The 25,849-nt window shown below is 33.7% G+C and carries 28 protein-coding genes and 1 other RNA gene; 19 read left to right on the forward strand and 10 right to left on the reverse strand.

The features are described 5' to 3' along the window. Positions 1-6: 6 nt before the first annotated feature. The 4 genes from ppa to CAV_RS05075 all read left to right on the forward strand — a co-directional run bounded on the left by ppa (position 7) and on the right by CAV_RS05075 (position 4,044). A complete protein-coding gene (gene ppa, locus CAV_RS05060; protein ID WP_094325413.1) occupies positions 7-528 on the forward strand; it encodes an inorganic diphosphatase in 522 nt (173 codons plus the stop codon). A 46-nt stretch (positions 529-574) separates the two neighbouring features. Beyond that, positions 575-1,567, forward strand: a complete 993-nt coding sequence (locus CAV_RS05065) for a glycosyltransferase family 9 protein (RefSeq protein WP_094325414.1) — start codon at positions 575-577, stop codon at positions 1,565-1,567. 194 nt (positions 1,568-1,761) lie between these two features. Further along, complete coding sequence (locus CAV_RS05070) at positions 1,762-3,027, forward strand: MFS transporter (RefSeq protein WP_094325415.1); 1,266 nt, start codon at positions 1,762-1,764, stop codon at positions 3,025-3,027. 9 nt (positions 3,028-3,036) lie between these two features. Then, positions 3,037-4,044: a sugar phosphate isomerase/epimerase family protein gene (locus tag CAV_RS05075; RefSeq protein ID WP_094325416.1), complete on the forward strand. Its 1,008-nt coding sequence runs from the start codon at positions 3,037-3,039 to the stop codon at positions 4,042-4,044. Between the two features lie 138 nt (positions 4,045-4,182). Here CAV_RS05075 and CAV_RS05080 read toward each other — a convergent pair whose 3' ends face one another. The 6 genes from CAV_RS05080 to CAV_RS05100 form a co-directional block, all read right to left on the reverse strand. Beyond that, the gene (locus CAV_RS05080; protein ID WP_094325417.1) at positions 4,183-5,232 is read right to left on the reverse strand and encodes a CapA family protein; all 1,050 of its coding nucleotides are present in this window, start codon (positions 5,230-5,232) and stop codon (positions 4,183-4,185) included. 15 nt (positions 5,233-5,247) lie between these two features. Beyond that, a complete protein-coding gene (locus CAV_RS05085) occupies positions 5,248-5,802 on the reverse strand; it encodes an outer membrane beta-barrel protein (protein ID WP_094325418.1) in 555 nt (184 codons plus the stop codon). Positions 5,803-5,983: 181 nt separating this feature from the next. After that, on the reverse strand, positions 5,984-6,790 hold the full coding sequence (locus CAV_RS05090; protein WP_094325552.1) for an adenylosuccinate lyase: 807 nt from the start codon (positions 6,788-6,790) through the stop codon (positions 5,984-5,986). After that, entirely contained in the window at positions 6,753-7,511 is a 759-nt protein-coding gene (locus CAV_RS05095) for an arginyltransferase (protein ID WP_094325419.1), read from the reverse strand. The genes CAV_RS05090 and CAV_RS05095 overlap by 38 nt, the downstream gene beginning before the upstream one ends. A gap of 1 nt (position 7,512) precedes the next feature. Then, entirely contained in the window at positions 7,513-7,662 is a 150-nt protein-coding gene (locus CAV_RS08880) for a hypothetical protein (RefSeq protein WP_157676326.1), read from the reverse strand. Then, positions 7,662-9,101, reverse strand: a complete 1,440-nt coding sequence (locus tag CAV_RS05100) for an acetyl-CoA carboxylase subunit A (protein ID WP_094325420.1) — start codon at positions 9,099-9,101, stop codon at positions 7,662-7,664. The genes CAV_RS08880 and CAV_RS05100 overlap by 1 nt, the downstream gene beginning before the upstream one ends. A gap of 142 nt (positions 9,102-9,243) precedes the next feature. Here CAV_RS05100 and ftsW point away from each other — a divergent pair, with 142 nt between their 5' ends. Both ftsW and murG read left to right on the forward strand, forming a co-directional pair. After that, positions 9,244-10,407, forward strand: coding sequence for a putative lipid II flippase FtsW (ftsW, locus tag CAV_RS05105; protein ID WP_094752827.1), 1,164 nt, complete (start codon positions 9,244-9,246; stop codon positions 10,405-10,407). After that, positions 10,404-11,423, forward strand: a complete 1,020-nt coding sequence (gene murG, locus CAV_RS05110; protein WP_094752828.1) for an undecaprenyldiphospho-muramoylpentapeptide beta-N-acetylglucosaminyltransferase — start codon at positions 10,404-10,406, stop codon at positions 11,421-11,423. Before ftsW ends, murG begins: the two co-directional genes overlap by 4 nt. Here murG and rnpB read toward each other — a convergent pair. Beyond that, positions 11,411-11,731, reverse strand: an RNA gene (gene rnpB / locus CAV_RS05115) — RNase P RNA component class A. The genes murG and rnpB overlap by 13 nt on opposite strands. Positions 11,732-11,912: 181 nt before the next feature. Between rnpB and efp the strand changes: the two genes are divergently transcribed. From efp to CAV_RS05165, 10 genes are read left to right on the forward strand one after another with little or no spacing between them, the layout of a single operon-like run. After that, positions 11,913-12,482: an elongation factor P gene (efp, locus tag CAV_RS05120; RefSeq protein ID WP_094325423.1), complete on the forward strand. Its 570-nt coding sequence runs from the start codon at positions 11,913-11,915 to the stop codon at positions 12,480-12,482. 17 nt (positions 12,483-12,499) lie between these two features. After that, a complete protein-coding gene (locus CAV_RS05125; protein WP_390088771.1) occupies positions 12,500-13,816 on the forward strand; it encodes a S41 family peptidase in 1,317 nt (438 codons plus the stop codon). Beyond that, a complete protein-coding gene (purC, locus tag CAV_RS05130) occupies positions 13,816-14,535 on the forward strand; it encodes a phosphoribosylaminoimidazolesuccinocarboxamide synthase (protein WP_094325553.1) in 720 nt (239 codons plus the stop codon). The genes CAV_RS05125 and purC overlap by 1 nt, the downstream gene beginning before the upstream one ends. Further along, entirely contained in the window at positions 14,532-14,768 is a 237-nt protein-coding gene (purS, locus tag CAV_RS05135; RefSeq protein ID WP_094325425.1) for a phosphoribosylformylglycinamidine synthase subunit PurS, read from the forward strand. The genes purC and purS overlap by 4 nt, the downstream gene beginning before the upstream one ends. Beyond that, positions 14,765-15,409 (forward strand): phosphoribosylformylglycinamidine synthase subunit PurQ, encoded by a 645-nt coding sequence (gene purQ, locus CAV_RS05140; protein WP_094325426.1) that lies wholly within the window; start codon positions 14,765-14,767, stop codon positions 15,407-15,409. Before purS ends, purQ begins: the two co-directional genes overlap by 4 nt. After that, complete coding sequence (locus CAV_RS05145; RefSeq protein ID WP_094325427.1) at positions 15,406-16,569, forward strand: hypothetical protein; 1,164 nt, start codon at positions 15,406-15,408, stop codon at positions 16,567-16,569. The genes purQ and CAV_RS05145 overlap by 4 nt, the downstream gene beginning before the upstream one ends. After that, positions 16,544-17,245 carry a lysophospholipid acyltransferase family protein gene (locus CAV_RS05150; protein ID WP_094325428.1) on the forward strand — a complete coding sequence of 234 codons (702 nt, stop codon included), beginning with the start codon at positions 16,544-16,546 and terminating at the stop codon, positions 17,243-17,245. Before CAV_RS05145 ends, CAV_RS05150 begins: the two co-directional genes overlap by 26 nt. Beyond that, entirely contained in the window at positions 17,235-19,058 is a 1,824-nt protein-coding gene (gene htpG / locus CAV_RS05155; RefSeq protein WP_094325429.1) for a molecular chaperone HtpG, read from the forward strand. The genes CAV_RS05150 and htpG overlap by 11 nt, the downstream gene beginning before the upstream one ends. Then, a complete protein-coding gene (locus CAV_RS05160; protein WP_094325430.1) occupies positions 19,058-19,369 on the forward strand; it encodes a rhodanese-like domain-containing protein in 312 nt (103 codons plus the stop codon). Before htpG ends, CAV_RS05160 begins: the two co-directional genes overlap by 1 nt. Continuing rightward, the gene (locus tag CAV_RS05165; protein WP_094325431.1) at positions 19,369-19,806 is read left to right on the forward strand and encodes a hypothetical protein; all 438 of its coding nucleotides are present in this window, start codon (positions 19,369-19,371) and stop codon (positions 19,804-19,806) included. Before CAV_RS05160 ends, CAV_RS05165 begins: the two co-directional genes overlap by 1 nt. A gap of 127 nt (positions 19,807-19,933) precedes the next feature. Here CAV_RS05165 and CAV_RS05170 read toward each other — a convergent pair whose 3' ends face one another. Next, positions 19,934-20,272, reverse strand: coding sequence for a DUF2147 domain-containing protein (locus CAV_RS05170; RefSeq protein ID WP_094325432.1), 339 nt, complete (start codon positions 20,270-20,272; stop codon positions 19,934-19,936). A gap of 117 nt (positions 20,273-20,389) precedes the next feature. On the opposite strand from CAV_RS05170, the gene metK reads away from it, so the two are divergent. Next, a complete protein-coding gene (gene metK / locus CAV_RS05175; RefSeq protein ID WP_094325433.1) occupies positions 20,390-21,586 on the forward strand; it encodes a methionine adenosyltransferase in 1,197 nt (398 codons plus the stop codon). Between the two features lie 185 nt (positions 21,587-21,771). Here metK and CAV_RS05180 read toward each other — a convergent pair whose 3' ends face one another. Both CAV_RS05180 and CAV_RS05185 read right to left on the reverse strand, forming a co-directional pair. Continuing rightward, positions 21,772-22,623 carry an SMP-30/gluconolactonase/LRE family protein gene (locus CAV_RS05180; protein WP_094325434.1) on the reverse strand — a complete coding sequence of 284 codons (852 nt, stop codon included), beginning with the start codon at positions 22,621-22,623 and terminating at the stop codon, positions 21,772-21,774. Positions 22,624-22,687: 64 nt separating this feature from the next. Continuing rightward, a complete protein-coding gene (locus CAV_RS05185; RefSeq protein ID WP_094325435.1) occupies positions 22,688-23,560 on the reverse strand; it encodes a helix-turn-helix domain-containing protein in 873 nt (290 codons plus the stop codon). 214 nt (positions 23,561-23,774) lie between these two features. Between CAV_RS05185 and CAV_RS05190 the strand changes: the two genes are divergently transcribed. Beyond that, positions 23,775-24,170 carry a hypothetical protein gene (locus tag CAV_RS05190; RefSeq protein WP_094325436.1) on the forward strand — a complete coding sequence of 132 codons (396 nt, stop codon included), beginning with the start codon at positions 23,775-23,777 and terminating at the stop codon, positions 24,168-24,170. A 7-nt stretch (positions 24,171-24,177) separates the two neighbouring features. Next, positions 24,178-25,815, forward strand: a complete 1,638-nt coding sequence (locus CAV_RS05195; RefSeq protein WP_169711636.1) for a lipoprotein N-acyltransferase Lnb domain-containing protein — start codon at positions 24,178-24,180, stop codon at positions 25,813-25,815. The last annotated feature ends 34 nt before the right edge of the window (positions 25,816-25,849 follow it).

Below are 25,849 nucleotides of genomic sequence, written 5' to 3' on the forward strand. Positions count from 1 at the left end.
GAAACAATGAATATAGAAAAAATAAGTGTTGGAGAAATCCCAAACAAAATAAATGCGGTCATAGAAATACCTTATGGTTCTAGCATAAAGTATGAGATAGACAAGGAAAGTGGTGCGGTTTTTGTGGATAGAGTTTTGGCAGGAGCTATGTATTACCCTGCAAACTACGGCTTTATAGCAAATACCTTGGCTGATGATGGCGACCCTGCCGATATATTAGTGCTTTATGAAAAACCTATACAAGCAGGAGCGGTGGTGCCTTGCAGACTTGTAGGCGTTTTGATAATGGAAGATGAGGCTGGAATGGATGAAAAACTTATAGCCGTGCCTACCTCAAAGATAGATCCTAGGTTTGATAATGTAAAAGATATAAAAGACCTTCCACAAAGCACTTTAGCAAAGATAAAAAATTTCTTTGAAACTTATAAGACATTAGAAGCTGGAAAATGGGTAAAAGTGCAGGATTTTAAAGGACTTGATGAGGCTAGCAAGCTTTTAAATTCTTTTATAGAAAAGGCTAAGAAATAACAATCAAAGCACAATTTTTTGTGCTTTTTATGTATGAGGAGTTTATATGAAAAACATAGTATTTCACGCCGGTGGTTTTGGCGATCTTTTTGTATGTTTTAAAGCACTTTACGCCACAAAGTGTTTATATCCTGACTATAAACTTATTCTTTTTATAGATGGATTTCAAGATAAAAATTTTCTAAAAAATATAAGCTTTTTAGATGAAGTTTTCTTTTTTAATGATTTTTGCACAGATTTAAAAAAACTAAATCCGGATATTTTTATATCAGTTAGGAGATCCTCTACTTTTTTTAAAGAACTAAAAAGGCTAAATTTAAAAAAAGTTATAGTTTTTCCACATTTTGTAAGTATAATGTCTTCTTATTTTCACACTCCAAGATTATTTTTTAGATCTAAACTACATATGAGTGAAGTAAATTTAAAATTGGTAAAAGCCATAGATGAAAAACACTACGAGGAAAATATAAATAAGGTAAATTTTTCAAATTTAAAAAGCTGTCTTCCATACAAAAGCGAATTAAGCGATATGTTTTTTAATAAACTAGACAATAAATACGAAAAAATCATAGCCTTAAATCCTTTCGCAAATTACTCAGAAAGTCTTGGCCATAACTTCTTTCCAAGACAGTGGATAAATTTAGCACAAAATCTAGCTTTAACTTATCCTAAATATTTATTCGTTCTTTTGAATTTTAAACACAATACCTTGCGAATAAACATAGATGAAAGCAAAAATTTAAAAAGCTTTGTGAATGATGAAAGTATCGCTTCTTTGTTTCATTTTTCTTCCAAGCTTGATTATCTCATATCAATTGATACAGGGCAAGTTCATGTATGCGATATATTGCAAGTGCCATCTTTAGTGCTAATACGCAAGGTGGTTGCCAATAGATATGCTAACGGCTCTTATGCAAGCGATGGGGGGGGGGCTTTGCTATATGATAAATTCGTACTTCAAGACTGTTGGCAAAAAGAGTATAGAAAAACATATGCAAACTTTTGCAAAAAAGCCTTTGCTGCGATAGACAAACTGTGATTTTGTCTAATTTATAAACCTAAAATAAAAAATGCAAAAAAGTTCATCAAAATACAGCTTTTACGCTCTTATTTAAGAATTTGCTACTTTGCGTAACCTGTTTTTTTTTTTTTTGATTTTTGCTAAAAATTTAATAAAAACTTATTAAAAACTATGCAAAGATTGATAATAAAATATTATCAAAAGGAGAAAAAATGAGTTCCGCAAAGCCTATTAGGTGGTTTACCTTCATAGTTTTGGTTATCGGTGGAGGCACGGTTTTTAAGCTCTCCTCACTTAAAGATGCCTTTTATGTGCCTATGCAAGAATTTATGAATTTAAGCAATACCCAAATAGGCCTAGCCCTCTCGGTCTATGGCATAGTGCAAACGGTGGGAAATTTCGCCTCCATCTACATCGCCGATAGGTTTTCAAAAAAGATTTTGATACCCTTTTCTTTGATTTGCGTTGGACTTATAGGCTTTTATATCGCTTCTTTTCCTAGCTTTTATGGGATATTAATCGCTTGGGGGCTTTTGTCTTTATTTGGCGAGGTGGTGTATTGGCCTGTTTTACTTAAGGCTATTCGTTTGCTTGGAGATTCCACCCAACAAGGCAGGCTCTTTGGCTTTTTAGAAGCTGGTCGTGGCGTAGTTGATACCATAGTTGCTTTTTCTGCTTTAGGAATTTTCGTGCTTTTAGGCTCTGGTGCTGGAGGATTAAAGGCTGCGATAATCTTTTATAGTCTTTGTGTTATCGTGGCAGGGGTTTTGGCATATTTCTTACTAGAAGATGATAAGATTAATACCAAAGATGAAAAAGGTAATGAAATCAGCAAAAACAAAGCCGCTTGGCAAGGCGTGATGAAAGCGATTAAAACGCCTGAAATTTGGATAGTTTCTTTGACTATCTTTACTATCTACTCCATTTACTGCGGACTTATTTATTTTGTGCCTTTCTTAAAGGATATTTATGGTATGCCTGTGGCTTTAGCAGGAGCGTATGGCATTATCAATCAATACACCCTAAAGCTTGTTGGAGGACCAATTGGAGGGTATTGTGCGGATAAGGTCTTTCACTCCTCAACTAGATACTTAAGATTTGCTCTTATTTTGGCTGCTCTTGCTATGCTTATCTTTGTTTTTATGCCGCACGAAAGCCTAAATATCTATCTTGGTATGTGCTTAACCCTAGGCTTTGCCGCCATAGTCTTTACGATGAGAGCGACCTTTTTTGCTCCTGTTGATGAGATACAAATGCCTAGAGAAATCAGCGGTGCGGCTATGAGTATAGCCTGCATCTTTGGTTACTCGCCACAGCTTTTTTGCTTTGCACTTTACGGCTTTATCATAGATACTTATGAAGGGATTCTAGGCTATAAGATAGTCTTTAGCATAATGGGCTTTTTTGCTCTGTGTGGAATTTTAGTAAGCACTTATCTTTTAAAAAGAATTAAAAGCAAACAAGCACAGCTAGCTTAAGGAGAAACAATGAAACTAGGCTTAGAAACAGAAAGTATGCATCTTTGGTTTCAAAACCATAAAATGGACATCTTTTCCTTTTGTGATTTTGCTAAAGAGCTAGGACTTGATGGAGTGATTATAAACATCATAAAAGATTACGGGCTTGATGAGAACTGGGGCTGTTTAGGAAGTGATGAGGAGGAGCATTTAAAAAAACTTAGACAAAAGCTTGATGAGTATGCTTTTTACTGCGAGATAGACGCAAAGGGCTTTGAGCTTGCTAAATTTCAAAAGATAGCTAGGGTTTGTAAGGCACTAAATGCAAAAATTATAAGAAGCTATGTGCCTCTAACGGATAAAAACAAAAAAGTAAAAAGTGCTAGTGAGGGAGCGTATGATGATTCTAAAATTCACGCTGCCTTTGATAAGGAGGAGTTTTTAGCAAGTGCTAAAGAAATAAAGGCGCTAATTCCTCTTTTAGAGGAAAATGATTTGTATCTAGCTATAGAAAATCACGAGTATCAAAGCTCACAGGATTTGCTTGATTTGCTAAATCTTATCAAGCACCCTAGAGTTAGGCTTTTGTTTGACTTTGGAAATTCTATGATGGCTTTTGAAGAGCCTGTGAAAGCGTGTGAAAATATGGCTAAGTTTATCATAAGCACACACGCAAAGGATCATATAGTTTTTGCTGAAGATGGGCAAAATTATGTTTGCGGTGTGCCTTTAGGAGAGGGAAATATCAATATAAAAGCCCTCCTTCAAATCCTTAAAAAACAAGGCTTAGAAAGGATAAACATAGAGCAGTGCTATCCTTACTGTGCCACTTTTAAAAGAGAGTTAGGCTGCGGGGGTGTGAGTGAGTTTAAAGGAGCTTTTAAGCTTGAAAAACCTTTGTTTGATGAGCTTAAGGCAATGCAGTATTACTACCCTCAAGAAGTGAGCAAAGAAGCCTTAGAAAGACTTTTACTTTTACAAAAAGAAGGTGTGAAAAAAAGCATAAAGCACATAAAAAGCCTAATCAAAGAGCTTTAATAAGAAAGTAGCTCCATTTCTAACGCGAATTTTTTAGCGTTAGAAATTTATTTAATTAAAGCACTCCAGCATTCTTGTTTTTTGTAAATTTGGCTTGGATTTTTTTAAATTTCATCTTAATAGCCTTATAATTAAAACTCATCTAGGCAAACTTGTTTGAATGCTTTTATTTAAATCAAGCACTATTTTTTCATATTGCTTTTGTATGTCTTTGTGGTTTGGCAAAATACTTTCGTTTAAATCTCTAAAGGGATAGACCCTAAAATTTCTATCCTTACTATCTCTATAAGTGTAAATAAACTCAAAGCCTAACTTTGAAATTCTAGCCCTTTTTTCATCTTTTTCAAAAATAAGTCCTACCAAAAGTCCTACCCGCTTTTCAAGCTCATTTTGTGCGGATAAGAAATTTCCTAAAGAGTAAATCACCAAGGTATCATCTATAAATTCAATGGGTGCTATAACATGCGAGTGCGTGCCGATGATAACATCTACATCCAAAGAAGCTAGAAATTTGGCAAGTTCTTTTTGCTCTTTGCTTGGCTTAAAAACATACTCATCGCCCCAGTGCAAGGAAACTAAAAGCACATCAACATCTTTTCTAAGCCTTTGTATATCTTTTTTCATCTGCTTTTTATCTATCAAAGAGACTAAAAAAGGCTTTGTCAAAGAATGCCCATTAAGCCCGTAAGTATAAGCTAGTAAGCCAAATTTAATGCCATTTATATTAAAAAAACTAAGTGAGTTTTTATCTTCATTTGAGAGATAAGTTCCAGCATGAAGCAAGAAATTTTGTTTATTCCAATACTTAAGAGAGGATAAAACTCCCTTTTCTCCTTTATCTAAGCTGTGATTATTTGCCAAAGAAACTAAATTAAAACCAAGTTTTAGCATAGCATCGCCAAATTCTTTTGGAGAATTGAAATTTGGATAAGAGCTAAGCCCAAGTTCTGTGCCGCCAAGCAAACTTTCTTGATTATAAAAGGCTAAATCATAGCTTGAAATGAGTTTTTGAAGCGGACTTAAGATTTTTGTAAAATCAAAACTTATCTTGCTTGAGTTTTTATCCTTAAACATAGCGTCCTTATAAACCCTGCTATGAAGCAAGGCATCTCCTGCCATTATCAAAGAAACATTATCATTTGCTTTTAGGTAAAGAAAAAGTGAGAAAAAAAGGCAAAAAATTCTCATAAGTTTTGAGAATTTTTAGTAGCTAGGCAGGGTATAAACATATCTTAGCATAGGGTTAAAAACTTGTCTGCCTCTTTGTCCCGTGCTTGAATTTAACGTGTGATAAGCAAAAGGAACCCTAAAAGCAAGCTCTGCGGAATGCGCTTCATTAAAGGCAGCTCTTAAGCCAAAATTTAAGTAAGTATCAAGGCTTGTGGTGTTCCAAAAAGTAAAGCCTAAATTTAAGCCAACAAAGGCACCGTAAGAGGTGTAGCCGCGGTTTATAAAATTATACAAAAAATCAACATTTGCACCCAAGTGATAGTAGCTTCCCGCATTTATAGTCCTTGAAATTCCATTCATCCAATCATACAAAAAATTTCCATACACTCTTAAGCCTATATTGTCGTCAAAAAAGAGCTTATGCCCCATAATTAAATGTAAATTTAAATTATCTGCGTTGACATTTTGAGGCTTTATAGTGGTAGAAGCATAACCCAAACCACCGCCTATGAACAAGCCATCCACCTCAGCCTTAGCAGAGCTTAATATGATAAATACAAATAAAAACACCGAAAAAATCTTTTTCATAATATTCCTTTTAATTTTTAGAGGCTTATTCTAGCAAGTTCTGGTTAATTTATAGGTAAAACGCAGTAAAAAACTCTCACTTGTGTTGCGATAAAGAATTTTGACGCCTAAAAGACGCCATAAAAGAATTCAACAAAGACTATAAAATGCCTATGCTTTAGTCACGCATTTTTATGGTGGTTTAGCCGTTGTTTTTATACAAGGATTTTAAATTATCATAAGCGATTTGAATTTTTTCAAACTGCTCTCTGCAATACATCCTTTGCTCCACGCTCGCATCTTGGTGAAAATCAGGGTGATACATCTTTACCATTATGAGATACTGCTGTCTAATCTTGCTTAAATCATCACTTGGTTTGCAATCAAGCACTTGAAAATAGGTGCTAAATAACTTAGCCAAAGCGTTAAATTTCCATTTATTAGCCTCTTTTTTGTGAGCTGTTTGCTTGAAATTTTGATACTCATCGCTATTTATTATAAAATCAACGCAATATTTTAAATGCTCGCTCACGCAGGCAAAGCTTTCAAAAAGATTAAAGGTATTCTCATCCTTATAATCTATAAAAAGCATTTTTTTATCATCATCGTATCTAGTATTATGCTCTTTAAAATACTGCTTTATGTAAGATACGAAAAGTTTTTCCTTGTTTTTAAAGACAAAAACTAAGGAAGTTCCAACAAATTTAACCTCTATTTCTATTATGGCTCTTAGGGTGTTTTCTTGCTTAAAATTTAACCTAAAGGTCTTATGGTAGGCCTCGCTTAAATTTTGTATGTCTTTTGAATTTTTGTCGTGGTATTTTTTCTCAAGTAATTTTAGAAAATACTTTCTTTGAGGTATCTCATTTTCCTCAAAAAATGAAAAAATCTTATCTTTTCTACCCAAAACCCTAGAAAAATTCTTTGTAATAAGCTCTTTTAGATAGTGAAAAATGTCTATGTCGTCTGTATTAACACTTATAGACTCTAAGCTTTGCACTATTTGCATCATTACTCTCCCACAAATTTGCAACTTCATATAATGAACTTGTCATTTTTAAAATTTCATTTGGGGTATAATCGGCTTTATACGATAAAGATTGACACCCTTTTACAAAATATCCTAGATAAATATATTTAAGCCCTCTATTTTTCGCTATTTCAATCTCTTTTAATAAAGAAAATTTGCCCAAATTTAAATAAGAAAAATCAGGGTCATAATAGCAATAAATACTAGAAATTCCATCCTCTAAGATATCAATCAAATCAACGCAAACAAGCTTATTATCAACATAAAATCTAAGCTCATAACCAAAATTCTCGTCTCCATCCACATATAAAGAATAATACTGCGAAAAACGCATGGTATTTTCTTCCCAGGCTCTTTTTTCTTGCATGTATTTGTGGTATTTGTTGTAAATATAAAGCCTTTCGTTGCTAACGCCGGGCTTGTCTATCAAAAGTTTTGTATTTTGATTTTTCTTAAGAACTCTTTTGAACTGCCTTGAAAGCTTAAAATCATCAACCTTAATCCTATAACTCACGCACTCATTGCAGTCCCTGCAAATAGGCCTTGAAAAGAATTTGCCAAAACGACGCCAACCCCTGCTAATTAGCTCTTGATTAAGCTTTTTAGAGCAATTAAAAACTATGTTGTACTCATTGCGTAAAAATTTATTTTCAAGATAAGGACAGTCGTGTTCTAAGGAACATAAACTTAGTATTTGCATGTTATTTTCTTTTGATATTGCTATCCTTTACAAGCTCGAAAAATTCATTTCTAAGTCTTTGTTCTTTTGCTTCATTCTCCTCTTCTTTTTGAACCGAAGCTTCTTTTATCATCTCTTCTTTTATGTTTTTTAAACTATCTACAAAGTCCATTATTCTCTACTTTCTCTAATCTTTTTCAAGGTTGCTGCTATGGCTGCTATAACCTCTTCTTTGTTTTCTTGGTGTCTGTCCTCTGTTTTTTCTAACAATTCTTGCATATGCGTTTCTATAAAAGAAGTGTCAAAATACCCTCTTCTAAATTCTTTTATCTTAGTAATTGCTATCAAAAATGGTATAGTGCTTCTTATATCATCTATGGTGAATTCTTTCAAGGCTCTTTGTAGTTTATTTACAACAAGTTCAAAGCTACCAGCCTTTACTATGAGTTTTGCTAGCAAAGAATCATAAAAAGGCGGCACAGTATAACCCTTATATATATGAGTATCGACCCTTACGCCAGGTCCTAAAGCTGGGTAATACTCACCTATGGTTCCTGGATTTGGGATAAAATTTTTCCATACATTTTCAGCCGTAATCCTTGCCTCAATAGCGTAACCTCTAGGAACTATATCGCTTTGTTGCAAATCAAGAATAGCCCCGGCTGCTATACGAATTTGACGCACAATCAAATCTACGCCCGTAATCTCCTCGGTAACAGGGTGCTCAACTTGAATTCTTGTATTCATCTCCATAAAATAAAAATTGTTGTAATCATCAAGCAAAAACTCGATAGTTCCAGCATTAGTATAACCAACAGCCTTAGCAGCGGCCACTGCTGTAACACCTATGGTTTTTCTTAAATTTGCAGATATGCTAGGACAAGGTGCTATTTCTATAAGCTTTTGATGTCTTCTTTGTATAGAACAGTCCCTTTCGCAAAGATGGATGATGTTGCCGTAATTATCGCCTAGAATTTGAAATTCTATGTGACGCGGATTTTCTATGTATTTTTCCATAAAAACTTCATCATTATTAAAAAAGCTAAGAGCCTCTCTTTTGCAAGAATCAAAAGCACTTTCAAGCTCTTCTTCTTTATGCACTACGCGAATTCCCCTACCACCGCCACCTCCGCTTGCCTTTAAGATAACCGGATAACCTATTTTTTCAGCAAATAATTTAATCTCGTCCATGCTGTGATTGTTTAGTTTATCAGTGCCTGGAACTATTGGAATTCCGTTTTTATGCATTAAATATCTTGCTATGTTTTTATTGCCCATTTTTCTTATGATGTCTGATTTTGGCCCTATGAAAATAATGCCGGCGTCCTCACATTCTTTAGCAAATTCATAATTTTCACTTAAAAAGCCATATCCTGGGTGGATGGCATCAGCCTTACAAGCCTTTGCAATCTCTACTATCCTTTTAGCATCCAAATAACCTCTAATAGCATCAGTTCCTATCCTATAGGCTTCATCAGCTATTTTTACATGCAAACACTCTCTGTCAGGTTCTGTAAAAACCGCTACATTTTTTATATGTAAATCCCTACAAGCTCTAATCACCCTAACGGCAATTTCCCCACGGTTGGCAATTAAAATTTTATGAATCATAAGCTTATCCTGCGAAAAATTTATCTAAGTATTATACTAATAAAGAGCTAATTTTTAATATAAATTTATATTTTTAAGTAACTAAGCTTTAAGGCAAAGTTTTATAAAATTAGCCTTATTTTTGAATTTTTAGGACTTATATTTGTTTGCGGATAAGAAATTATTTTACTTAAGCTCCATTTTAATAACCATAGGCATAGTTTTTTCATACTCTTTAAGTGCCTTTACTGTGCTTTATTTAGGTTATGATGATTTTCATTTTTTTATAAGACAGCTAGCCTTTGGCATAAGCGGAATTCTTATAATGTTTTTTATATCTCAAATAAATCCCGACACAGCTTTATTTCACAAGCTTATGATAGCCTTGCTACTCATATCTTTTATAGCTATCATCATCTTGCCCTTTTTGCCTGCAAATTTAGCCACAGCAAGCGGAGGTGCAAAAAGGTGGATAAGACTTGGTCCTATTTCAATTTCACCGGTTGAGTTTTTTAAAATAGGTCTTATTTATTTTCTTGCTTGGTCTTATACAAGACGCATTGATGACAGTAAAAAGGCCATAAAAAGTGAAATTTTAATACTGCTTCCTTATATGATAGTAGCTATCATAGTCATAGGCTACATTTACATCACGCAAAATGATTTAGGACAAAGCGTGATTTCCTTTTTCATTATACTTGCTTTGGCATTTTTTGCTGGAGCTAGTAAAAAACTCTTTGCCTTTGGGCTTGTGATAGCCACTATGATAGGCTTTTTAGTTATCTTTAGCTCGCAAAGACGCATAGAAAGAATTTCAAATTGGTGGGGCAATATCCAAGACGCCTTTTTACCTTTTTTTCCAGATTGGCTAGTGCAAATCGTAAAGGTTAGCTCAAATTCAGAGCCTTATCAAATTTCGCACTCACTAAACGCCATAGCACACGGAGGCTTTTTTGGCGAAGGGCTTGGGCTTGGAATTTTTAAGCTAGGATTTTTAAGTGAGGTGCATACTGACTTTGTCTTAGCAGGCATAACTGAAGAAATAGGACTTGTGGGGCTTGCGGTGATTTGTATCTTGTATTTGCTAATGATTTTAAGGATATTTAAGATAGCTGGTCGCTGCGAGAACAAGGTGCATTTTATATTCTGTTCCGGTGTGGCATTGCTTTTACTCTTTTCTTTCTTTATGAATGCCTTTGGTATCATCTCGCTAACTCCTTTAAAAGGCGTTGCTGTGCCGCTTTTAAGCTATGGGGGAAGTTCTATGTGGTCTATTTGTATAGCCTTGGGCTGTGTTTTAATGATTTCAAAAAAGGTTAAATTATGATAATAGCTATAACAGGAGGAGGCACCGGCGGACACTTAAGTATAGCAAAGGCTTTAGCTTTAAGTGCTGCTAAATCTGACATAGAGTGCATTTACATAGGTTCAAACTTTGGGCAAGATAGGGCTTGGTTTGAAAACTCAAAACTCTTTTCTCATAAATACTTTTTAGAAAGCAAGGGCGTGGTAAATCAAAAAGGCTTTAAAAAAATTCTATCCTTTTTGCAAATCTTAAAAGCAAGTTTAAAAGCTAGAAAAATCCTAAACAAACACAAGGTAAAAGACGTTTTTAGCGTAGGCGGCTACTCCTCAGCCCCAGCTTCTTTTGCTACTTTTTTTTCAAATAAAAACTTATTCATACACGAGCAAAATTCAAAAAAAGGCTTTTTAAACTCTCTTTTAAAGCCCTTTTGCAAGGAATTTTTCTCATCCTTTGAAAAGACATTTTGCTCTTATCCTGTAAATGAAGTTTTTTTTGATACAGCAAGAACTCGCAAAAAGCTTGAAAGTATCATCTTTTTAGGTGGCTCTCAAGGGGCTAAATTTATAAATGATTTAGCCTTAAAACTAGCAAAAAGCCTAGATGAAAAAGGTGTTAAGATAGTGCATCAATGCGGAAAAAATGAGTATGAAAGATGTAAAAAAGAATATGAAAGCTTAGGTGTAAAAGTAGAACTTTTTGACTTTGATAAAAACTTATATGAAAGGGTGGCAAAGGCTGATTTAGCTATAGCAAGATCTGGTGCTAGCACTCTTTTTGAACTATGTGCAAATAATTTACCAAGTATCTTTATACCCTATCCTTTTGCTGCTAAAAATCATCAGTATTTTAATGCCAAATTCTTACAAGATAAGGCTTTGTGTCAAATTTTTACCCAAGATGAGTTAAAAGATGAAAAATTGATTTTAAACTCTATTTTTTCCATGAATTTAGAAATAATATCAAGTGGCTTAAAAGAAATTTTAGAAAAAAATGGCGCTGATTTCATCATCAAAAAAGCTTTGAATATAAAAGCATAGCTATAAGCCGAGTTCTGTATTAAACGTTTATTTATCTAGGCTTATTTTCACAAATAAGCTCAAGCGAAGGGTTAAAATAAAGACAAAAACCATACCTTCTTGCTGCACATTGGGTTTACATAGCCAAATTTGTTACCAAATTTGCTGGTAAGCTCTTACCTCACCGTTTCACCTTTTCCGCCTAAGCGGTAGTTTGCTTTCTGTTGCACTTTCCCTTAGATTACTCTAGGCATCCGTTAGATGCAATGCTTGTCTTTTGCAGCTCGGACTTTCCTCTTCCAAAAGGAAGCAAACGTCTGCTATGCTTTATGAAAGTCTAACAAAAAAGCCTTAATAAATTTATTTTCTTTTTTATCCTACTTGAAAGTTTTATATCTAATCTTTATTTGCCAACTCTTGAAATCTTACAAATTTAAAAAACAAAAATAAACACTAATTTGTAATATTTTTTTGTTAGAATAAGGCTTTTATTTTTTGAAAAGGACAAATATGGCTACTTACTCCATGGGTGATTTAAAAAAAGGCTTAAAGATAGAAATTGATGGAATTCCATTTAAGATAGTTGAGTATCAACACGTAAAACCTGGCAAAGGACCAGCCTTTGTAAGAATAAAAATAAAATCTTTCATAGATGGCAAGGTTTTAGAAAAAACCTTTCACGCAGGAGATAAATGTGAGGCTCCAAATTTAGAAGAAAAGAAAATGCAATACCTCTACGATGAGGGCGAGTTTTGTCAGTTTATGGACAATGAAACATATGAGCAAGTAGGCATAGCTTCAAGCGATGTGGGCGAGGCTAAAAAATGGATTTTAGACGGGATGAATGTTTCTGTGCTTTTTCACAACGGCAAGGCTATAGATATAGAAGTGCCACAGGTTGTGGAACTAAAAATCATAGAAACCGCACCAAATTTCAAAGGCGATACCCAGGGTTCAAATAAAAAACCAGCCACACTTGAAACAGGAGCTGTGGTACAAATTCCTTTTCATGTCTTAGAGGGCGAAACCATAAGAGTAGATACCACAAAGGGTGAATATATAGAAAGAGTAAGTAAATAATTTAGATTGGAGATATTTTGAAAACAAATAGAAGAATTGCGAGCGTTTTTGGCTTTTTTGCTGCTACTTTATTTTGTTTTATCTTAACTCAAAATACATACGCTGCAAATAAAGAAATAACAGACAAGCAAGATATGCAAAAAAGGCTTGATGCCTTTAATAAATACTCAAAGACATTATCCATAATAGAACAGTATTATGTTGATGATGAAAATTTAAGTGATTTGGTGGATAAATCAATATCTGGGCTGCTTTCAAATTTAGACGCTCATTCTGCTTTTTTGGATGAAAAGGCTTTTGCTGATATGAAAATTCAGACAAAGGGCGAATTTGGCGGACTTGGCATAACTGTTGGCATGAAAGATAATGCTTTAACTGTTATAGCTCCGATTGAAGGAACTCCTGCTGATAAAGCCGGTATAAAGGCTGGAGATATAATCATAAAGATAGATGATGAAGCAACCATAGATATGAAGCTTGATGAAGCAGTAAGTAAAATGAGAGGAAAGCCAAGAACACCAATTAATATAACAATACTAAGAAAAAATGTCACAAAACCGATAGAAATCAAGCTCATAAGAGACATCATAAAGATAGAAAGCGTGTATGCAAAGCTTATAGAGGATGAAAACATACTTTATCTTAGGGTTACTAGCTTTGACCAAAATGTAGCAAACCAGGCAAGCAAGCAAATCAAAAAATACCCTGATGTAAAAGGCATAGTGCTTGATTTAAGAAACAACCCAGGAGGCCTGCTAGACCAAGCCATAGAGCTTACAAATTTATTTGTCGATGAGGGCGTGATAGTATCTCAAAAGGGTCGCATAGAAGGCGAAAACAAAGAACACAAAGCATTAGCTAGCAAAAAAATTACAGATGTATCCTTAGTTGTGCTTGTTAATGCCGGAAGTGCTAGTGCTAGCGAGATAGTAAGCGGGGCCTTGCAAGATTTAAAAAGAGCAGTGGTAGTTGGAGAAAACACCTTTGGAAAAGGTAGCGTGCAAAGCATAATGCCTATAAGCGAAAACGAGGCATTAAAGCTAACCATAGCAAGATATTATTTGCCAAGCGGCAGAACCATACAAGCAGTGGGCGTTAAGCCTGACATAGAAATAGGTGCTGGCAAAATAACTCAAGACGAAAGCTTTAGCATAAAAGAAACCAACCTAAAACAACACTTACAAGGCGAAGCACCAAGTGAGAAAAAAGAGGATGTAAAAAGTGATAAAAAGTCTAAGGATATAATCACAAAAGAAGAGATAAATAACGACGCACAGCTTAAATCAGCTGTTGATACCGTTAAAATTCTAAATTTAACTAGGACTTATAAATGATAGAAAAAAAAGATTTACTATACGAGGGCAAGGCAAAGAAGCTTTTTAAAACAAATGACGAAAATGTCTTGCTTAGCGAATTTAAAGATGACTTAACCGCTTTTAATGCCGAAAAAAAAGGCAGCGAAAGTGGAAAAGGTGCATTAAACTGCGAGATTAGCACCAAGCTTTTTGAATTGCTTGAAAAAAATGGTATTAAAACTCATCTTGTGGAAAAAATCAGCAAAAATGAGCAACTTGTAAAAAAATGCGAGATAATCAAGATAGAAGTCATAGTAAGAAATGTTGCCACAGGCTCGCTTAGCAAAAGACTTGGCATAAAAGACGGCGAAATTTTACCCTTTGCCTTGGTGGAATTCTGCCTAAAAGATGACGCTTTGGGCGACCCTTTTATAAATGATGAGCATTGTTTACTCTTAAATTTAGTATCTAATAAAGATGAAATAGAGCTTATAAAACAAAAAGCAAGAAAGATAAATGAAATTTTGCTTATCTTTTTTGCTGAAAGAAAACTAAGACTGATTGACTTTAAGATAGAATTTGGTAAGGATAAAAACGGCGAAATAATCCTAGCTGATGAGATAAGCCCTGATAGTTGTCGCTTTTGGGACAAAGATACAAACGAAAAGCTGGATAAAGACAGGTTTAGACAAAATTTAGGCTCTGTTAAAGTGGCTTATGAAGAAGTTTTAAGACGAATTTTGAAAGATGAGAAATGATAGTTACGGTAAATATTTTTTTAAAACAAGGCGTGTTAGACCCTCAAGGTAAGACTATACAAAATGCTTTGCATTCTTTAAATTTCAATACAGTAAAAGATGTAAAAGTAGCAAAGCAAATAAAAATAGACTTGGATGAAACAGACAAAGAAAAGGCCAAAATTTTGGTGCAAAATATGTGCGAGGAAATTTTGGTAAATACTGTTATAGAAGATTACGAGATACTTATATGAAAGTAGCTGTAATACAATTTCTTGGCACAAACTGCGAGTATGACACCATTTACGCCTTTGAAAAGCTTGGAGTAAAAGCAGAGCTAATCTGGCATGAAAGAGAGGATTTTAAGGCTGATTTAATCATCTTGCCCGGCGGTTTTTCTTACGGAGATTACCTAAGGTGCGGGGCTATTGCTAAATTTTCTCCTGCCATGAAAACAGTTTTAGAACACGCAAAAAATGGAGGCTACATACTTGGAATTTGCAATGGCTTTCAAATTCTTTTAGAACTGAAGCTGTTAAAAGGCGCGATGAAGCACAATGAAAGTTTAAATTTTATCTCAAAGCCTCAAAAACTAAGGGTTGTGTCAAATGATAATGTTTTTTTAAGACATTTTAATAAAAACGATGAAATAAGCATTCCTATAGCGCACGGCGAGGGTAATTACTACGTTGATGATGAAACCCTAAAAATGCTTTACGATAAGGATATGATCCTTTTAAAATACATAGACAATCCAAACGGCTCAAAAGATGATATAGCAGGAATTTGCGATGAAAATAAAAAAATTTTTGCTCTCATGCCTCATCCTGAAAGAGCCTGCGATAAGGTGCTTGGCAGCGATATAGGACTTAAGATGTTAAAGGGATTTTTATGAGAATTTTACTTGCGGTATTTTTACTAGGACTTTCTTTTTTAAATGCTGAGATAAAGTTAAATGAAACCGAAATTCAAATTTATAAAAATATATCACAAAGCGAAGAAAAAGAAGTTAATATAGAAGGCACTGTAAATAACATACGAGGACTTTCATCCTTAGCCTTACGGGTGCTTGATTATAAAAAAGATTATTATGTAGGCGAGGTTTTCCCTATCACAATTTACGCAAAGACAGATGAAAGTTCCGAATTTGGCTTTAGGGTTGATTTGGATAAAAATAATGATTTGGCATTCTTAAACAAGGATGTAAAATGGGAAAAAGTGCAAGGCGAATACAAGGCCTCTTTGTGGTTTGAAGCAAAAAGCACAAACGCAAAGCTAAATAACATCACAATTTCCTTAACTAGAAATAAGGTTCCATTTCAAGATACTACTTTAAACATAGAGAATATAAGATTTAAAAGAGTAAATGCCGATAAAAACTACGCAAATTTAGTAGCCAGCGAACTAAAGGTAAAGAAATTTAGAACGAACCGTTTTGATGATAAAAATTTGGTTATGATTGTAGAACTTAGCGCAAAAAATGCAAATTTAAATAATTTTAACATAGCAAACGACACAACCTTAGTCAAACAAAGAATAGACAATGTAAATGGGGACTTTAACTCATCCTCAGCCTTTTACTCTGCTATCTTTGCGCCGAGCAAAAACGAGCTTTCTTTTAGCTATTTTAACACCCAAAGCAACAAGCTTGAAGAGATAAATTTAGCCGTTGAGCTAAGCTCTAACGAAACGGTAAATACACAAAGTGATTTAAATCCAACAGTAAATGCCATGGACTTTTACAAGCAACTTGCCCTGTGGATTATCGCTGCTGTGTGTGCTTTCGTTTATATTTTCAAAAGAAGCTATGTATTTTTAGCTATAGCACTTATAGTTTTTATACTAAGCTTTTTCGTTGTGAGCTCATCTTACAAAGCCACCATAAAGGCCAATACAAGTGCCAAGCTGCTTCCTACCGAAAATTCTACTTATTTTTACACAAGCTCGCAAGAAGAAGAGGTAGATGTCTTAACTAGCAGGCAAAATTACAAAAAAGTCTTGTTTAAAAACGGCAAGATAGGTTGGGTTGATGAGAAAGATTTGCAGAAAAATTAAGGCTTTATTTTATTTTATCTTTATAATTTTTAATGCCTTTGCTATCTTTATACTTTTTTCTTTTACAAATTCTCAGGATAGAATTTGGCGTATTAGAAAGGCTTGGGCGAAGCTTCAAAGTAAGATAATACCATTTGAAGTAGAGCTTGTGGGTGAGATAAATCAAGAAGCACAAATGATTGTTATGAACCATCAAAGCATGCTTGATATCATAGCCCTTGAAAAAATTTACCCAAAAAACATAGTTTGGGTAGCAAAAAAGGAATTATCCCAAATTCCTATCTTTAAGATTTGCACGACAAAGCCAAAACTTATCTGTGTAGATAGAAAAAACCCAAGAGACATAGTAAGGATTTTAAAAGAAGCCAAAGAAAGGCTAGATGAAGGCAGGGTTTTAGCGATATTTCCAGAAGGAACGAGGGCTAGAGGCTCTAAGCTTTTAAAATTTCAAAGCGGAGCTAAGATTATAGCTGATAAACTAAATTTAAAGGTTCAAGCCTTGCTTATAGTTGATTCTTCTAAAATTTTAGATAGCAAATCTTTTGAGCTTGGCTCTGGCACATTAAAAATCATCTGCCTTGATTTGATAGATACTAGCGATGAACAATGGCTAGAAAACACAAGAAAAAAAATGCAAGAAATACTTGATAAAGAAAGGATGAATAATGGAATTTAAAACAGAGGTAAATCAACTCTTACAACTTATGATACACTCTTTATACTCAAACAAAGAGATTTTTTTAAGAGAGCTTATATCAAATGCTAGTGATGCGCTAGATAAGCTAAATTTACTCACAGTTAGTGATGATGCGTATAAAAAGATAAAATTTGAGCCTCGCATAGAAATAAAATTTGACGCTAAAAATAAAATTTTAAGCATTAGCGACAATGGCATAGGCATGAATGAGGAGGATTTAAACAATAATCTTGGCACCATAGCAAAATCGGGCACAAAAAGCTTTTTGCAAAGTTTAAGCGGGGATATGAAAAAAGATTCTCAGCTCATAGGCCAGTTTGGCGTAGGCTTTTACTCCGCTTTTATGGTGGCTGATAAGGTAGAGGTTCTAAGCAAAAAAGTGCTTGATGAAAAGGCTTTTTTATGGAGTTCTGACGCTTCAAGTTATGATATAAAAGAAGCACAAAAAGATGATTTTGGCACGACTATCACTTTGCATTTAAAAGATGAGGAGTTTTTAAATCCATACCGCATAGAAAGCATAGTTACGAAGTATTCTAACCACATACAGTTTCCTATCTTTATGGAAAAAGAAGAATACCTGCCAGCCGAGGACGGCAAAGAAAGCAAAAGTGAACTTAAGATAGTGCAAATCAACACTGCAAAGGCCCTTTGGAGACAAAACAAAGCCTCTTTAAAACAAGATGATTATGATAAATTTTATGAGCAAAATTTCCACGATTCAAACAAACCCCTACTTAGCATACACACGAAATCAGAGGGTAAGATAGAGTATAACACACTTTTTTACATACCAAGCGTAGCTCCGTTTGATCTTTATAGAACAGATTATCAAAGCCATTTAAAGCTTTATGTAAAAAGAGTTTTTATAAGCGATGATGATAAAAATTTACTTCCTACTTATCTTCGCTTTGTAAGAGGCATAGTTGATGTTGAGGATTTGCCACTAAATGTTAGCAGGGAAATTTTACAAGAAAATATCATCTTAAAAAGCGTAGAAGAAGCCAGCGTAAAAAAGATATTAAATGAACTTGAAAAACTGATGAATAAAGATAAAGAAAAATACGAAAACTTTTTTGTAATCTTTGGCAAGGTATTAAAAGAAGGGCTTTACGGCTTTTCTGCCGAAAGGGATAAACTTTTAAATTTAATGCTTTTTAAAAGCTTAAATGAAAATAAACTTATCTCCTTAAAAGAGTATAAAGAAAAGATTAAAGAGGAGCAAAAAGAGATTTTTTACATAACGGGCACAAACGAGGCTTTACTTAAGAACTCGCCGCTGCTTGAAAGCTACAAACACAAAAATATCGATGTTTTAATCCTTGATGATGAGATAGATTCTATCATAGCGCCTATGCTACCTGAATTTGAGGGCTTGAAATTTAGCGCCATTAATAAAGCAAACGAGGAAAATAAAATAAGTGAGGAGGAGCAAAAAGACTTTGCAAGCCTTATAGCCAAATTTAAAGAAATTCTAAAAGATGAAGTAAGCGATGTGCTTGCTAGCTCAAGGCTTTACGATAGCCCTTGTTGTATAGTTTATGACAAGGACAAGCCTGATTTTGCCATGCAGCAACTTTTAAAACAAATGGGACAAGATAGCGATATAAAGCCTATCTTAGAGCTAAATTTAAAGCACGAAATTTTGCAAAAACTAAAAGAAAATGAAAGCTATACGCACGATGTGGCCATACTTCTTTTAAACATGGCGAAGTTAAATGAAGGACTTGGCGTAAAAAATGCCAAAGAATTTAATGAGATACTAAATAAATTCATAACGAAGGCTTTGTGATGATAAAAAACATCCATATAAACGAAGCTGATTTAAGTAAGTATCAAATTTTTGATGTACGCTGTCCTTTTGAGTGGGAAGAAGGCGTGTTAGCAGGTGCTGAAAAAGTGGCTCTTTATGATAATAGAGGCTTTTTAAATTCAAATTTTGTAGATGAAGTAAAGGCAAAAATCAAAGACGGAAAAGAACTAGCCTTTGTTTGCAAAGCCGGACAAAGAAGCTTTATGGCTGCAAATATGATAGAAGAAGCACTTGGGCTTGATAGCGTAAATTTAGACGGCGGGATGTCCTCATACAAAGGCGAGTTTTAATGCTTGGTTTTTATCTTTTAATCGCCGCACTAGCCTTTTTAGCGCTTTATTTTGCCATACAAAAATTCACTATAAAAGCAGATGAAAACGCACTTTTAGAGCCTATAAAGGCGGATGTTTATCCTAAATTTTGTGACATTATAGATGAGAAAATAAGAGAATTTAAAAGCTTGCTTAAAGATGATAAATTGAAAGTAAAAGATGAGGATAAAAAAGATGAGTTTTTAGAAAAGCTAAGTGATTTAAGCAGAGAACTTACCTTTATACAGACAATGAATTTAAGCAAAAAAGACGATGGCCTTTGGCAAAAGGAATTATTTGACTTTCTAAGTAAATTAGATGAGCTCTTACTCAACTTTTTAGAAGAGGGGCAAAAAGAAAGCGAAGAACTTAGAGAGTTTTTAATGAATGAATTTCAAAGATTGCAAAGCGCTTAAATTCATTCGCTCATACGCAAATCCACATCCTTTATATCAATTCTTAGCTGCTTGATTTGCTCAAGCTTAGCACCGCTTAATTTTTCCCAACGCAAGGTAGGAGCAAAGATTATATCAACCTTAAGTTCTAAGACATCACTGTTAAGCCTTGCTTTATAGGATAGCTTTTCCCACTATAAAAATTATAAATTCTACCCTTGCAAGTCTTTTCATCTACGCACCTTATTGATAAAAAGGCGCTTCCTGTCATGGTGCGAGTTCTAAGCTCTTTATTAGGATTTTTGCTATCTAGCTCCTTGCTTACAGTCCCATCAAGACTAGCAAAACCAACTCCGTAAAAAACACCATCCACCTTGTAAATTTCTACTAAATTTTTCTTGCCCTTATCCTCAGCCACATAAACGCCCTCAAAATTCGCATTCATAAAAGATATACAAAAAATAAATATTACAAAAAGCCTAAACATAGCCTACCCTTACAAAAAAAATAGATAGCAATTATAACTAAGCATATTAATAATTTTTTACTATTTCGCAAGACTTATACACTACAATGTTTGTTCAATTTATTTGAAAGGAAAAATATGTATCTATTCACTTCTGAAGTTGTTAGTCCGGGACACCCTGATAAGTGTGCTGACATTATCGCTGATACAATAGTGGATATACTCTTGAGCAATGACAAAGACTCAAGGGTGGCGAGTGAAGTCTTTGTCGCAGGAAATAAAGTTGTCATTGGAGGCGAAGTAAAGTCTAAGCACAAACTTAGCAAAAAAGATTATGATGAGCTTGTTAAAAATGCACTTGCAAAGATAGGATATGATGGAAAATCAGCCTTTACGCATAAGCAATGCTTGCACCCTGATGATGTAGAAGTGCTTGTCTTTTTAAATGAGCAAAGCCCTGATATAAATCAAGGAGTAGATCAAGAAAGTGGAGAAATAGGAGCAGGAGATCAAGGTATAATGTTTGGTTTTGCAAGCTGCGAGGCTGATGAGTATATGCCAGCGGCTATTTCTTACGCTAGAAAGCTTTGTGATAAGGTTTATGAATATGCAAGGAAAAATCCTGATAAATTAGGCGTTGATATAAAAACTCAAGTTACGATTGATTACACAAATAAAAAGAATTTTGAAGAATGCAAACCTCAAAGCATACACACCATAGTAGTATCCGCACCTTGCGTAGAAAGTATGGATATAAAAGAGCTTAGAGAACTTGTTATGAAGCTTATACTAGAAAGTGACTTGCCAAAAGAGCTTTTTCACCCAGAAAAAACTAGAATTTTAATAAATCCTACAGGAAAATATGTAAATCACAGCTCCCTACACGATAGTGGCTTAACGGGTAGAAAGCTTATAGTCGATAGTTTTGGTGGTTATTCTCCTATCGGAGGAGGTGCACAATCTAGCAAAGACTATACAAAAGTTGATAGAAGCGGACTTTATGCGGCTAGATGGCTTGCTAAAAATATAGTAGCAGCAAAACTAGCAAAAAAATGTGTAGTTCAACTAAGCTACGCCATAGGCGTTGCAGAGCCTACCTCTGTGAGTGTGGATTGTATGGGGACAAATGAGGGCGTGGATGATAATGTTTTAAGTGATTTTGTTATGAAAAACTACCCTTTAACTCCAAATTGGATTAAAAACAAATTTGCCCTTGATAAGCCTAGCAAAGATAGCTTCTTATACGCTGATGTGGCTGCAAGAGGGCAAGTGGGACAAAAGGACTATCCTTGGGAAAGGCTTGATGCTGTAAAGGATTTTGAAAGTTTGAAATAAAATAAGCCTTAAGCTAATAACTTAAGGCTTTTAAAATGTATAGCAAAATTAAATTTAATATCTTTCTCTTTGTTATAAAATTTTCTATTATTTAGTTGTGTTGTAAAAAAGTCGGTGCTGCTTTAGGTGATATAAATTTTTTGCTTAACTTTGTGATTAAAACTATCCCTTAGGGATAGTTTGATTTAAGGTAGTTTTATCTTAAGAACCTTTGATTCTATCATCTTAGGTATGTAAAGGGTTTTTCCGTCTGTGCTCATATCAGCTGGACCGCCCATATTTGAAGGCTTTTCCTTGCTAATCTTGCCCTTGCTATCATATCTATAAAGAGTGCCATTTTTGCCGTCCTCCCAAGATGAAAAAAGTATATCGCCGTTTTTCGCATAAACTATGCCATCAAGTGCACCTATGGGCTCTGTTAAGGATTTTTGAGATTTATCAGCCAAATTTATGCTTACTAATCTTCCCTTTTCTTTCCCTGCCGCATCGTAAGTAACTGTGTAAAGTGTTTTTTTATCCTTGCTTAGCAAAAGTCCGTTTGGTCCCATGAATTCTTTGTTTAAGCTTACGAAATTTTCAAGCTTTTTAGACTTGATGTCGAATTTATGCACTATGCCTGTGCCTGTGTCGCTTATAAAAGCAGTATTATCATCAAGCAGGGCTATATCGTTTAGAAAAATTCCGCCCTTTACATCCACCACAAAAAGCTCTTTTTTGCTTTTTAAATCAAAGGCAAGTATCCTATCTATATCAAGCACTATCAAGGTATCACCAACATTTGCCATGCCTTTTGGGGCGTTTAAATTTGAGCTTATGAATTTAGCCTCTACAAGCTTTCCGTTTTTATCAAGCTTGGATATGAAGCCGTCCTTATCCTTAGCCATAGGGTCTAGCTTTGCTCCAAGATTGCTTATATAAACGGCGTCTTTTGTTATAAGAGAGCCTTCAGGGTGTGAAAAACCGCTTATGTCTTTTGCATTTGCAAAAGAGAACAACGAAGCTGTCAAAACAGCGCTTAGTAAAATTTTCTTACTCATTTTGTACCTTTCATAAAATTTTATGAGGTATTTTAGTCTTTTCTTGGATATTTTTCTATAATTTTTATGCAGAAAAATACAAGTTTTTTGATTTTTGATACTGTTTTGGAGTGAGATTAAATTTCTTTTTAAATCTCTCAATAAACCAAGAAAGCGAGGAAAATCCGCATTCTAAGCAAATTTCACTTATATTTTTGGAAGAGTATTCAAGTAAAAATACAGCTCTTTCAAACCTTTTATCGTCCAAATACTGCTTTGGCGCCTTTTTAAAAACAGTTTTAAATTTCCTAGTAAAAGAAGCATTGTCCATATTGACAGAATTTGCCATATCAGCAACAGTTAAATAAGTCTTATCATAGTATGAAAAGATAGTGGATAAATCAAGCTCAAATTCCTGCATCAAAGCCCTTAAAAACGCAGTAAATACGACTTTGTTTTCAAGCAAGATATATAAAAATAACTCCTCTAGTTTGTGCTTTAACAAGCTATCTTTATTAAAATGCCTTAAATACTCCTCAAAGCTATTTAAAATCGAGCTTAAAAAAGATGAGTTTTTGAGTGCAAAGATTTCAAAATTCTCAAAATTTTCGTTCAAATAAAGCTTTTCTTTATGCTTATTAGCAAAATCTAGTAAAATTTCATTGTCAAAAAATAGCAGCACGGCTTCATAAGCTTCATTTTCTACCTTTATGTTGGAAAATATATGATTATCGGCCTTTAAAAACAACGCCTCCCCTTCTTCTAAACGGTAATCCTTATACTTTGTATGAACTATCTTAAAACCCTTTTTTACCAAGACTAAGCAGTTCATATTAACAGCTACTGCTTGATTAAAACTCGAACTATTTTGTATATAATTAGCAAAAACAAAGTGCGAACCCTTAAAAAGCTCTATATTTTTTACATTTTTCAAATCATCTGGAAAAAGCAAGGTCATATAAAGTTCCTTAAAAAAAATTTATGAATTATACAAGTTTTTTGATTAATTAAAATAAAACTATTTGAAAAGATAAATTTTACTCTGATGAAAATACTAAGATATATCCTAATGCTTGGCTTTGAACTCACAGTTTTTAAAGATAAAATTTCTTAATTTACATTTAGTTTTTTTTTGTAAAATCAAAAGCCTATTTTAATTTAAGGAGTTTTTAATGTTTAAACATCTGTGTATGGCTACTTTGCTAGCCTTAGCTTTTAGTGCTTGTGCAACCGTAACAAATGCAAGTAAGGGGCAAGTTACCGAACAAGAGGTGCAAATAAACACTTCAACAGGTGAAAGAGTTATTGCAATCATAGGTGCTTCAAAGGTAACTTTACCAGGCAAGGTAAGGATAAATAGAAATAGCGGTGCAACCATCACTGTTTTATCAAGTGATAACCCGGGCATTCAAAACAGTGAACTTGTGATACCTGGTAGAGAAACTTTTAATCCGTGGTTTTTAGGAAATATCATAACAGGCGGAACTCTAGGTTCTACAACTGATGGAGTAACTGGGTCTATGTGGTCTTATTCTCAGCAAAGCTATACAGTGCCTATTAGAAAATAAGCTTAGTTTGAAAAAAGTCTTTTTGTTTCTTTTGCTGTTTAATTTATTACATGCCACACAAAAAGACTTGAAATTTTATGAGGATAAAATCTGGTTAAATTTACTTCATTTTGAGGGTAAAAAATCTGTCATACAAGGCAAATCCTCATTTTTTCTAGCAAAAGATGGATACAAAAATCCCAAAAATGAATTTAAAGCGACAATACAAGGTCTTTTATCCTACACAAATATAGATGATAAAACCGTGCTTTGCAAATATCCAGCACGAACTTTTTTCATAGCAAAAAAGATAAATAGTGATTTTTTAATACAAGCATTGAGCAAATGCGAAGAACTGCAAGATTATCTAAAAATAGTTGTCTTAGATGAATTATATCTTGATTTTGCAGCTGAAAGCACTAATTATATAGCCTCTACTATGGGACATCTTTATCTACATATAAAAGGCAAAGCAAAAGAGGATTTCAACAAAACATCCTTGGGGCAAAAAGTAGAATTTAAAAAAGGAGATATTCGCTCTTATGCACTTTCTTATCACGCGATAGTAGGAGATATAGATCCGCTTGGATATTTAAAGGCTTTAAGTGGAAATTTAAGCGGGTATTATGCCTTAAATTTATACGAAGAAAGCGAATTTTTATATCTCAAACAAGAAAAAAGAAATATATATAAACTTAAACTAAATATAAATGAAGAGCAAAAACAACTTTTTAGATTGCATTTGTTTGAATTAAAAGATATAAATGTGCATTATTCTTTCGTTACAAATAACTGCACAGACGGAATTTCTAGAATTTTATCTGTGCTTGATGAAAAGTATGAAGCCAGTAAAAACAAGCCTTTTATCACACCAAATGAATACATAAAAGAATTAAATAGTAAAAATTTAATAGAAAATTTGCAAATTGTAAGTCCTGAAGAAAAGATAGAATTTTATCAACAACAAGGCTATAATGATATATTTAAAACAGCTCCTAGCTCAACTTTTGCGACTGCTTTTTCGAGCCAAAAGCAAGTTTATGTGTATTTTTCACCTATATATTCTGATATAAAAAACAGTAATTACGCTTATAAAGAACTAAGTGAATCAAGACTTATGTCTTTGAAGTTGGGTTTTGATGAAAAAAATATATTTATCAAAAATCTTGAACTAGTGCATTTATTTTCCATAAATGATATAAAAGATACACAGTCTTTTTCAAAATTTTTAGACATTTCTTTAAAAGAGAATTTGTATAAAAGAGTTAAAAATGAATATACCAATTACCTAAACAACGATACAAGATTTAATCCTCAAGTAGAATTTGGTTATGGACTTGGGAAATACTATAAAAATTTGGGACTTTATCTCTTTCCTATGCTCTCATATAGATATGATAATATAAACAATGCTTCCTTTGGTCTAAAGGCTGGTTTTGTGCTTAGCTTTGCTAAGGCTAGAATTCAAAGTGAATTAAACAAATACTTTGATTTAAAGGTAAATAACAGAGGTTATGATTTTGGAGTTGAAAATTCCTTATCTTTTAATATTTTAAAAAACACAGATTTTTTTCTAAGATATAATCTTTATAGCAATGAAAATACAAGCATCTACAAAAGAAAAAGTTTAAATGAGCTATCTTTTGGTTTTGACTTTAAATTTTAATATATGGCGAAAAATATCTTTTTAGACTGGGCTT

The sequence above is a fragment of the Campylobacter avium LMG 24591 genome (assembly GCF_002238335.1).
Lineage (GTDB): Bacteria > Campylobacterota > Campylobacteria > Campylobacterales > Campylobacteraceae > Campylobacter_D > Campylobacter_D avium.

What these genes read in the sequence shown, in the direction of transcription:
- ppa (WP_094325413.1), top strand. Translation starts at nt 7, where the DNA reads ATGAATATAGAAAAAATAAGTGTTGGAGAAATCCCAAACAAAATAAAT.
- CAV_RS05065 (WP_094325414.1), top strand. Translation starts at nt 575, where the DNA reads ATGAAAAACATAGTATTTCACGCCGGTGGTTTTGGCGATCTTTTTGTA.
- CAV_RS05070 (WP_094325415.1), top strand. Translation starts at nt 1,762, where the DNA reads ATGAGTTCCGCAAAGCCTATTAGGTGGTTTACCTTCATAGTTTTGGTT.
- CAV_RS05075 (WP_094325416.1), top strand. Translation starts at nt 3,037, where the DNA reads ATGAAACTAGGCTTAGAAACAGAAAGTATGCATCTTTGGTTTCAAAAC.
- CAV_RS05080 (WP_094325417.1), bottom strand. Translation starts at nt 5,232, where the DNA reads ATGAGAATTTTTTGCCTTTTTTTCTCACTTTTTCTTTACCTAAAAGCA.
- CAV_RS05085 (WP_094325418.1), bottom strand. Translation starts at nt 5,802, where the DNA reads ATGAAAAAGATTTTTTCGGTGTTTTTATTTGTATTTATCATATTAAGC.
- CAV_RS05090 (WP_094325552.1), bottom strand. Translation starts at nt 6,790, where the DNA reads ATGCAAATAGTGCAAAGCTTAGAGTCTATAAGTGTTAATACAGACGAC.
- CAV_RS05095 (WP_094325419.1), bottom strand. Translation starts at nt 7,511, where the DNA reads ATGCAAATACTAAGTTTATGTTCCTTAGAACACGACTGTCCTTATCTT.
- CAV_RS08880 (WP_157676326.1), bottom strand. Translation starts at nt 7,662, where the DNA reads ATGGACTTTGTAGATAGTTTAAAAAACATAAAAGAAGAGATGATAAAA.
- CAV_RS05100 (WP_094325420.1), bottom strand. Translation starts at nt 9,101, where the DNA reads ATGATTCATAAAATTTTAATTGCCAACCGTGGGGAAATTGCCGTTAGG.
- murG (WP_094752828.1), top strand. Translation starts at nt 10,404, where the DNA reads ATGATAATAGCTATAACAGGAGGAGGCACCGGCGGACACTTAAGTATA.
- efp (WP_094325423.1), top strand. Translation starts at nt 11,913, where the DNA reads ATGGCTACTTACTCCATGGGTGATTTAAAAAAAGGCTTAAAGATAGAA.
- purS (WP_094325425.1), top strand. Translation starts at nt 14,532, where the DNA reads ATGATAGTTACGGTAAATATTTTTTTAAAACAAGGCGTGTTAGACCCT.
- purQ (WP_094325426.1), top strand. Translation starts at nt 14,765, where the DNA reads ATGAAAGTAGCTGTAATACAATTTCTTGGCACAAACTGCGAGTATGAC.
- CAV_RS05145 (WP_094325427.1), top strand. Translation starts at nt 15,406, where the DNA reads ATGAGAATTTTACTTGCGGTATTTTTACTAGGACTTTCTTTTTTAAAT.
- CAV_RS05150 (WP_094325428.1), top strand. Translation starts at nt 16,544, where the DNA reads ATGAGAAAGATTTGCAGAAAAATTAAGGCTTTATTTTATTTTATCTTT.
- htpG (WP_094325429.1), top strand. Translation starts at nt 17,235, where the DNA reads ATGGAATTTAAAACAGAGGTAAATCAACTCTTACAACTTATGATACAC.
- CAV_RS05160 (WP_094325430.1), top strand. Translation starts at nt 19,058, where the DNA reads ATGATAAAAAACATCCATATAAACGAAGCTGATTTAAGTAAGTATCAA.
- CAV_RS05165 (WP_094325431.1), top strand. Translation starts at nt 19,369, where the DNA reads ATGCTTGGTTTTTATCTTTTAATCGCCGCACTAGCCTTTTTAGCGCTT.
- CAV_RS05170 (WP_094325432.1), bottom strand. Translation starts at nt 20,272, where the DNA reads ATGTTTAGGCTTTTTGTAATATTTATTTTTTGTATATCTTTTATGAAT.
- metK (WP_094325433.1), top strand. Translation starts at nt 20,390, where the DNA reads ATGTATCTATTCACTTCTGAAGTTGTTAGTCCGGGACACCCTGATAAG.
- CAV_RS05180 (WP_094325434.1), bottom strand. Translation starts at nt 22,623, where the DNA reads ATGAGTAAGAAAATTTTACTAAGCGCTGTTTTGACAGCTTCGTTGTTC.
- CAV_RS05185 (WP_094325435.1), bottom strand. Translation starts at nt 23,560, where the DNA reads ATGACCTTGCTTTTTCCAGATGATTTGAAAAATGTAAAAAATATAGAG.
- CAV_RS05190 (WP_094325436.1), top strand. Translation starts at nt 23,775, where the DNA reads ATGTTTAAACATCTGTGTATGGCTACTTTGCTAGCCTTAGCTTTTAGT.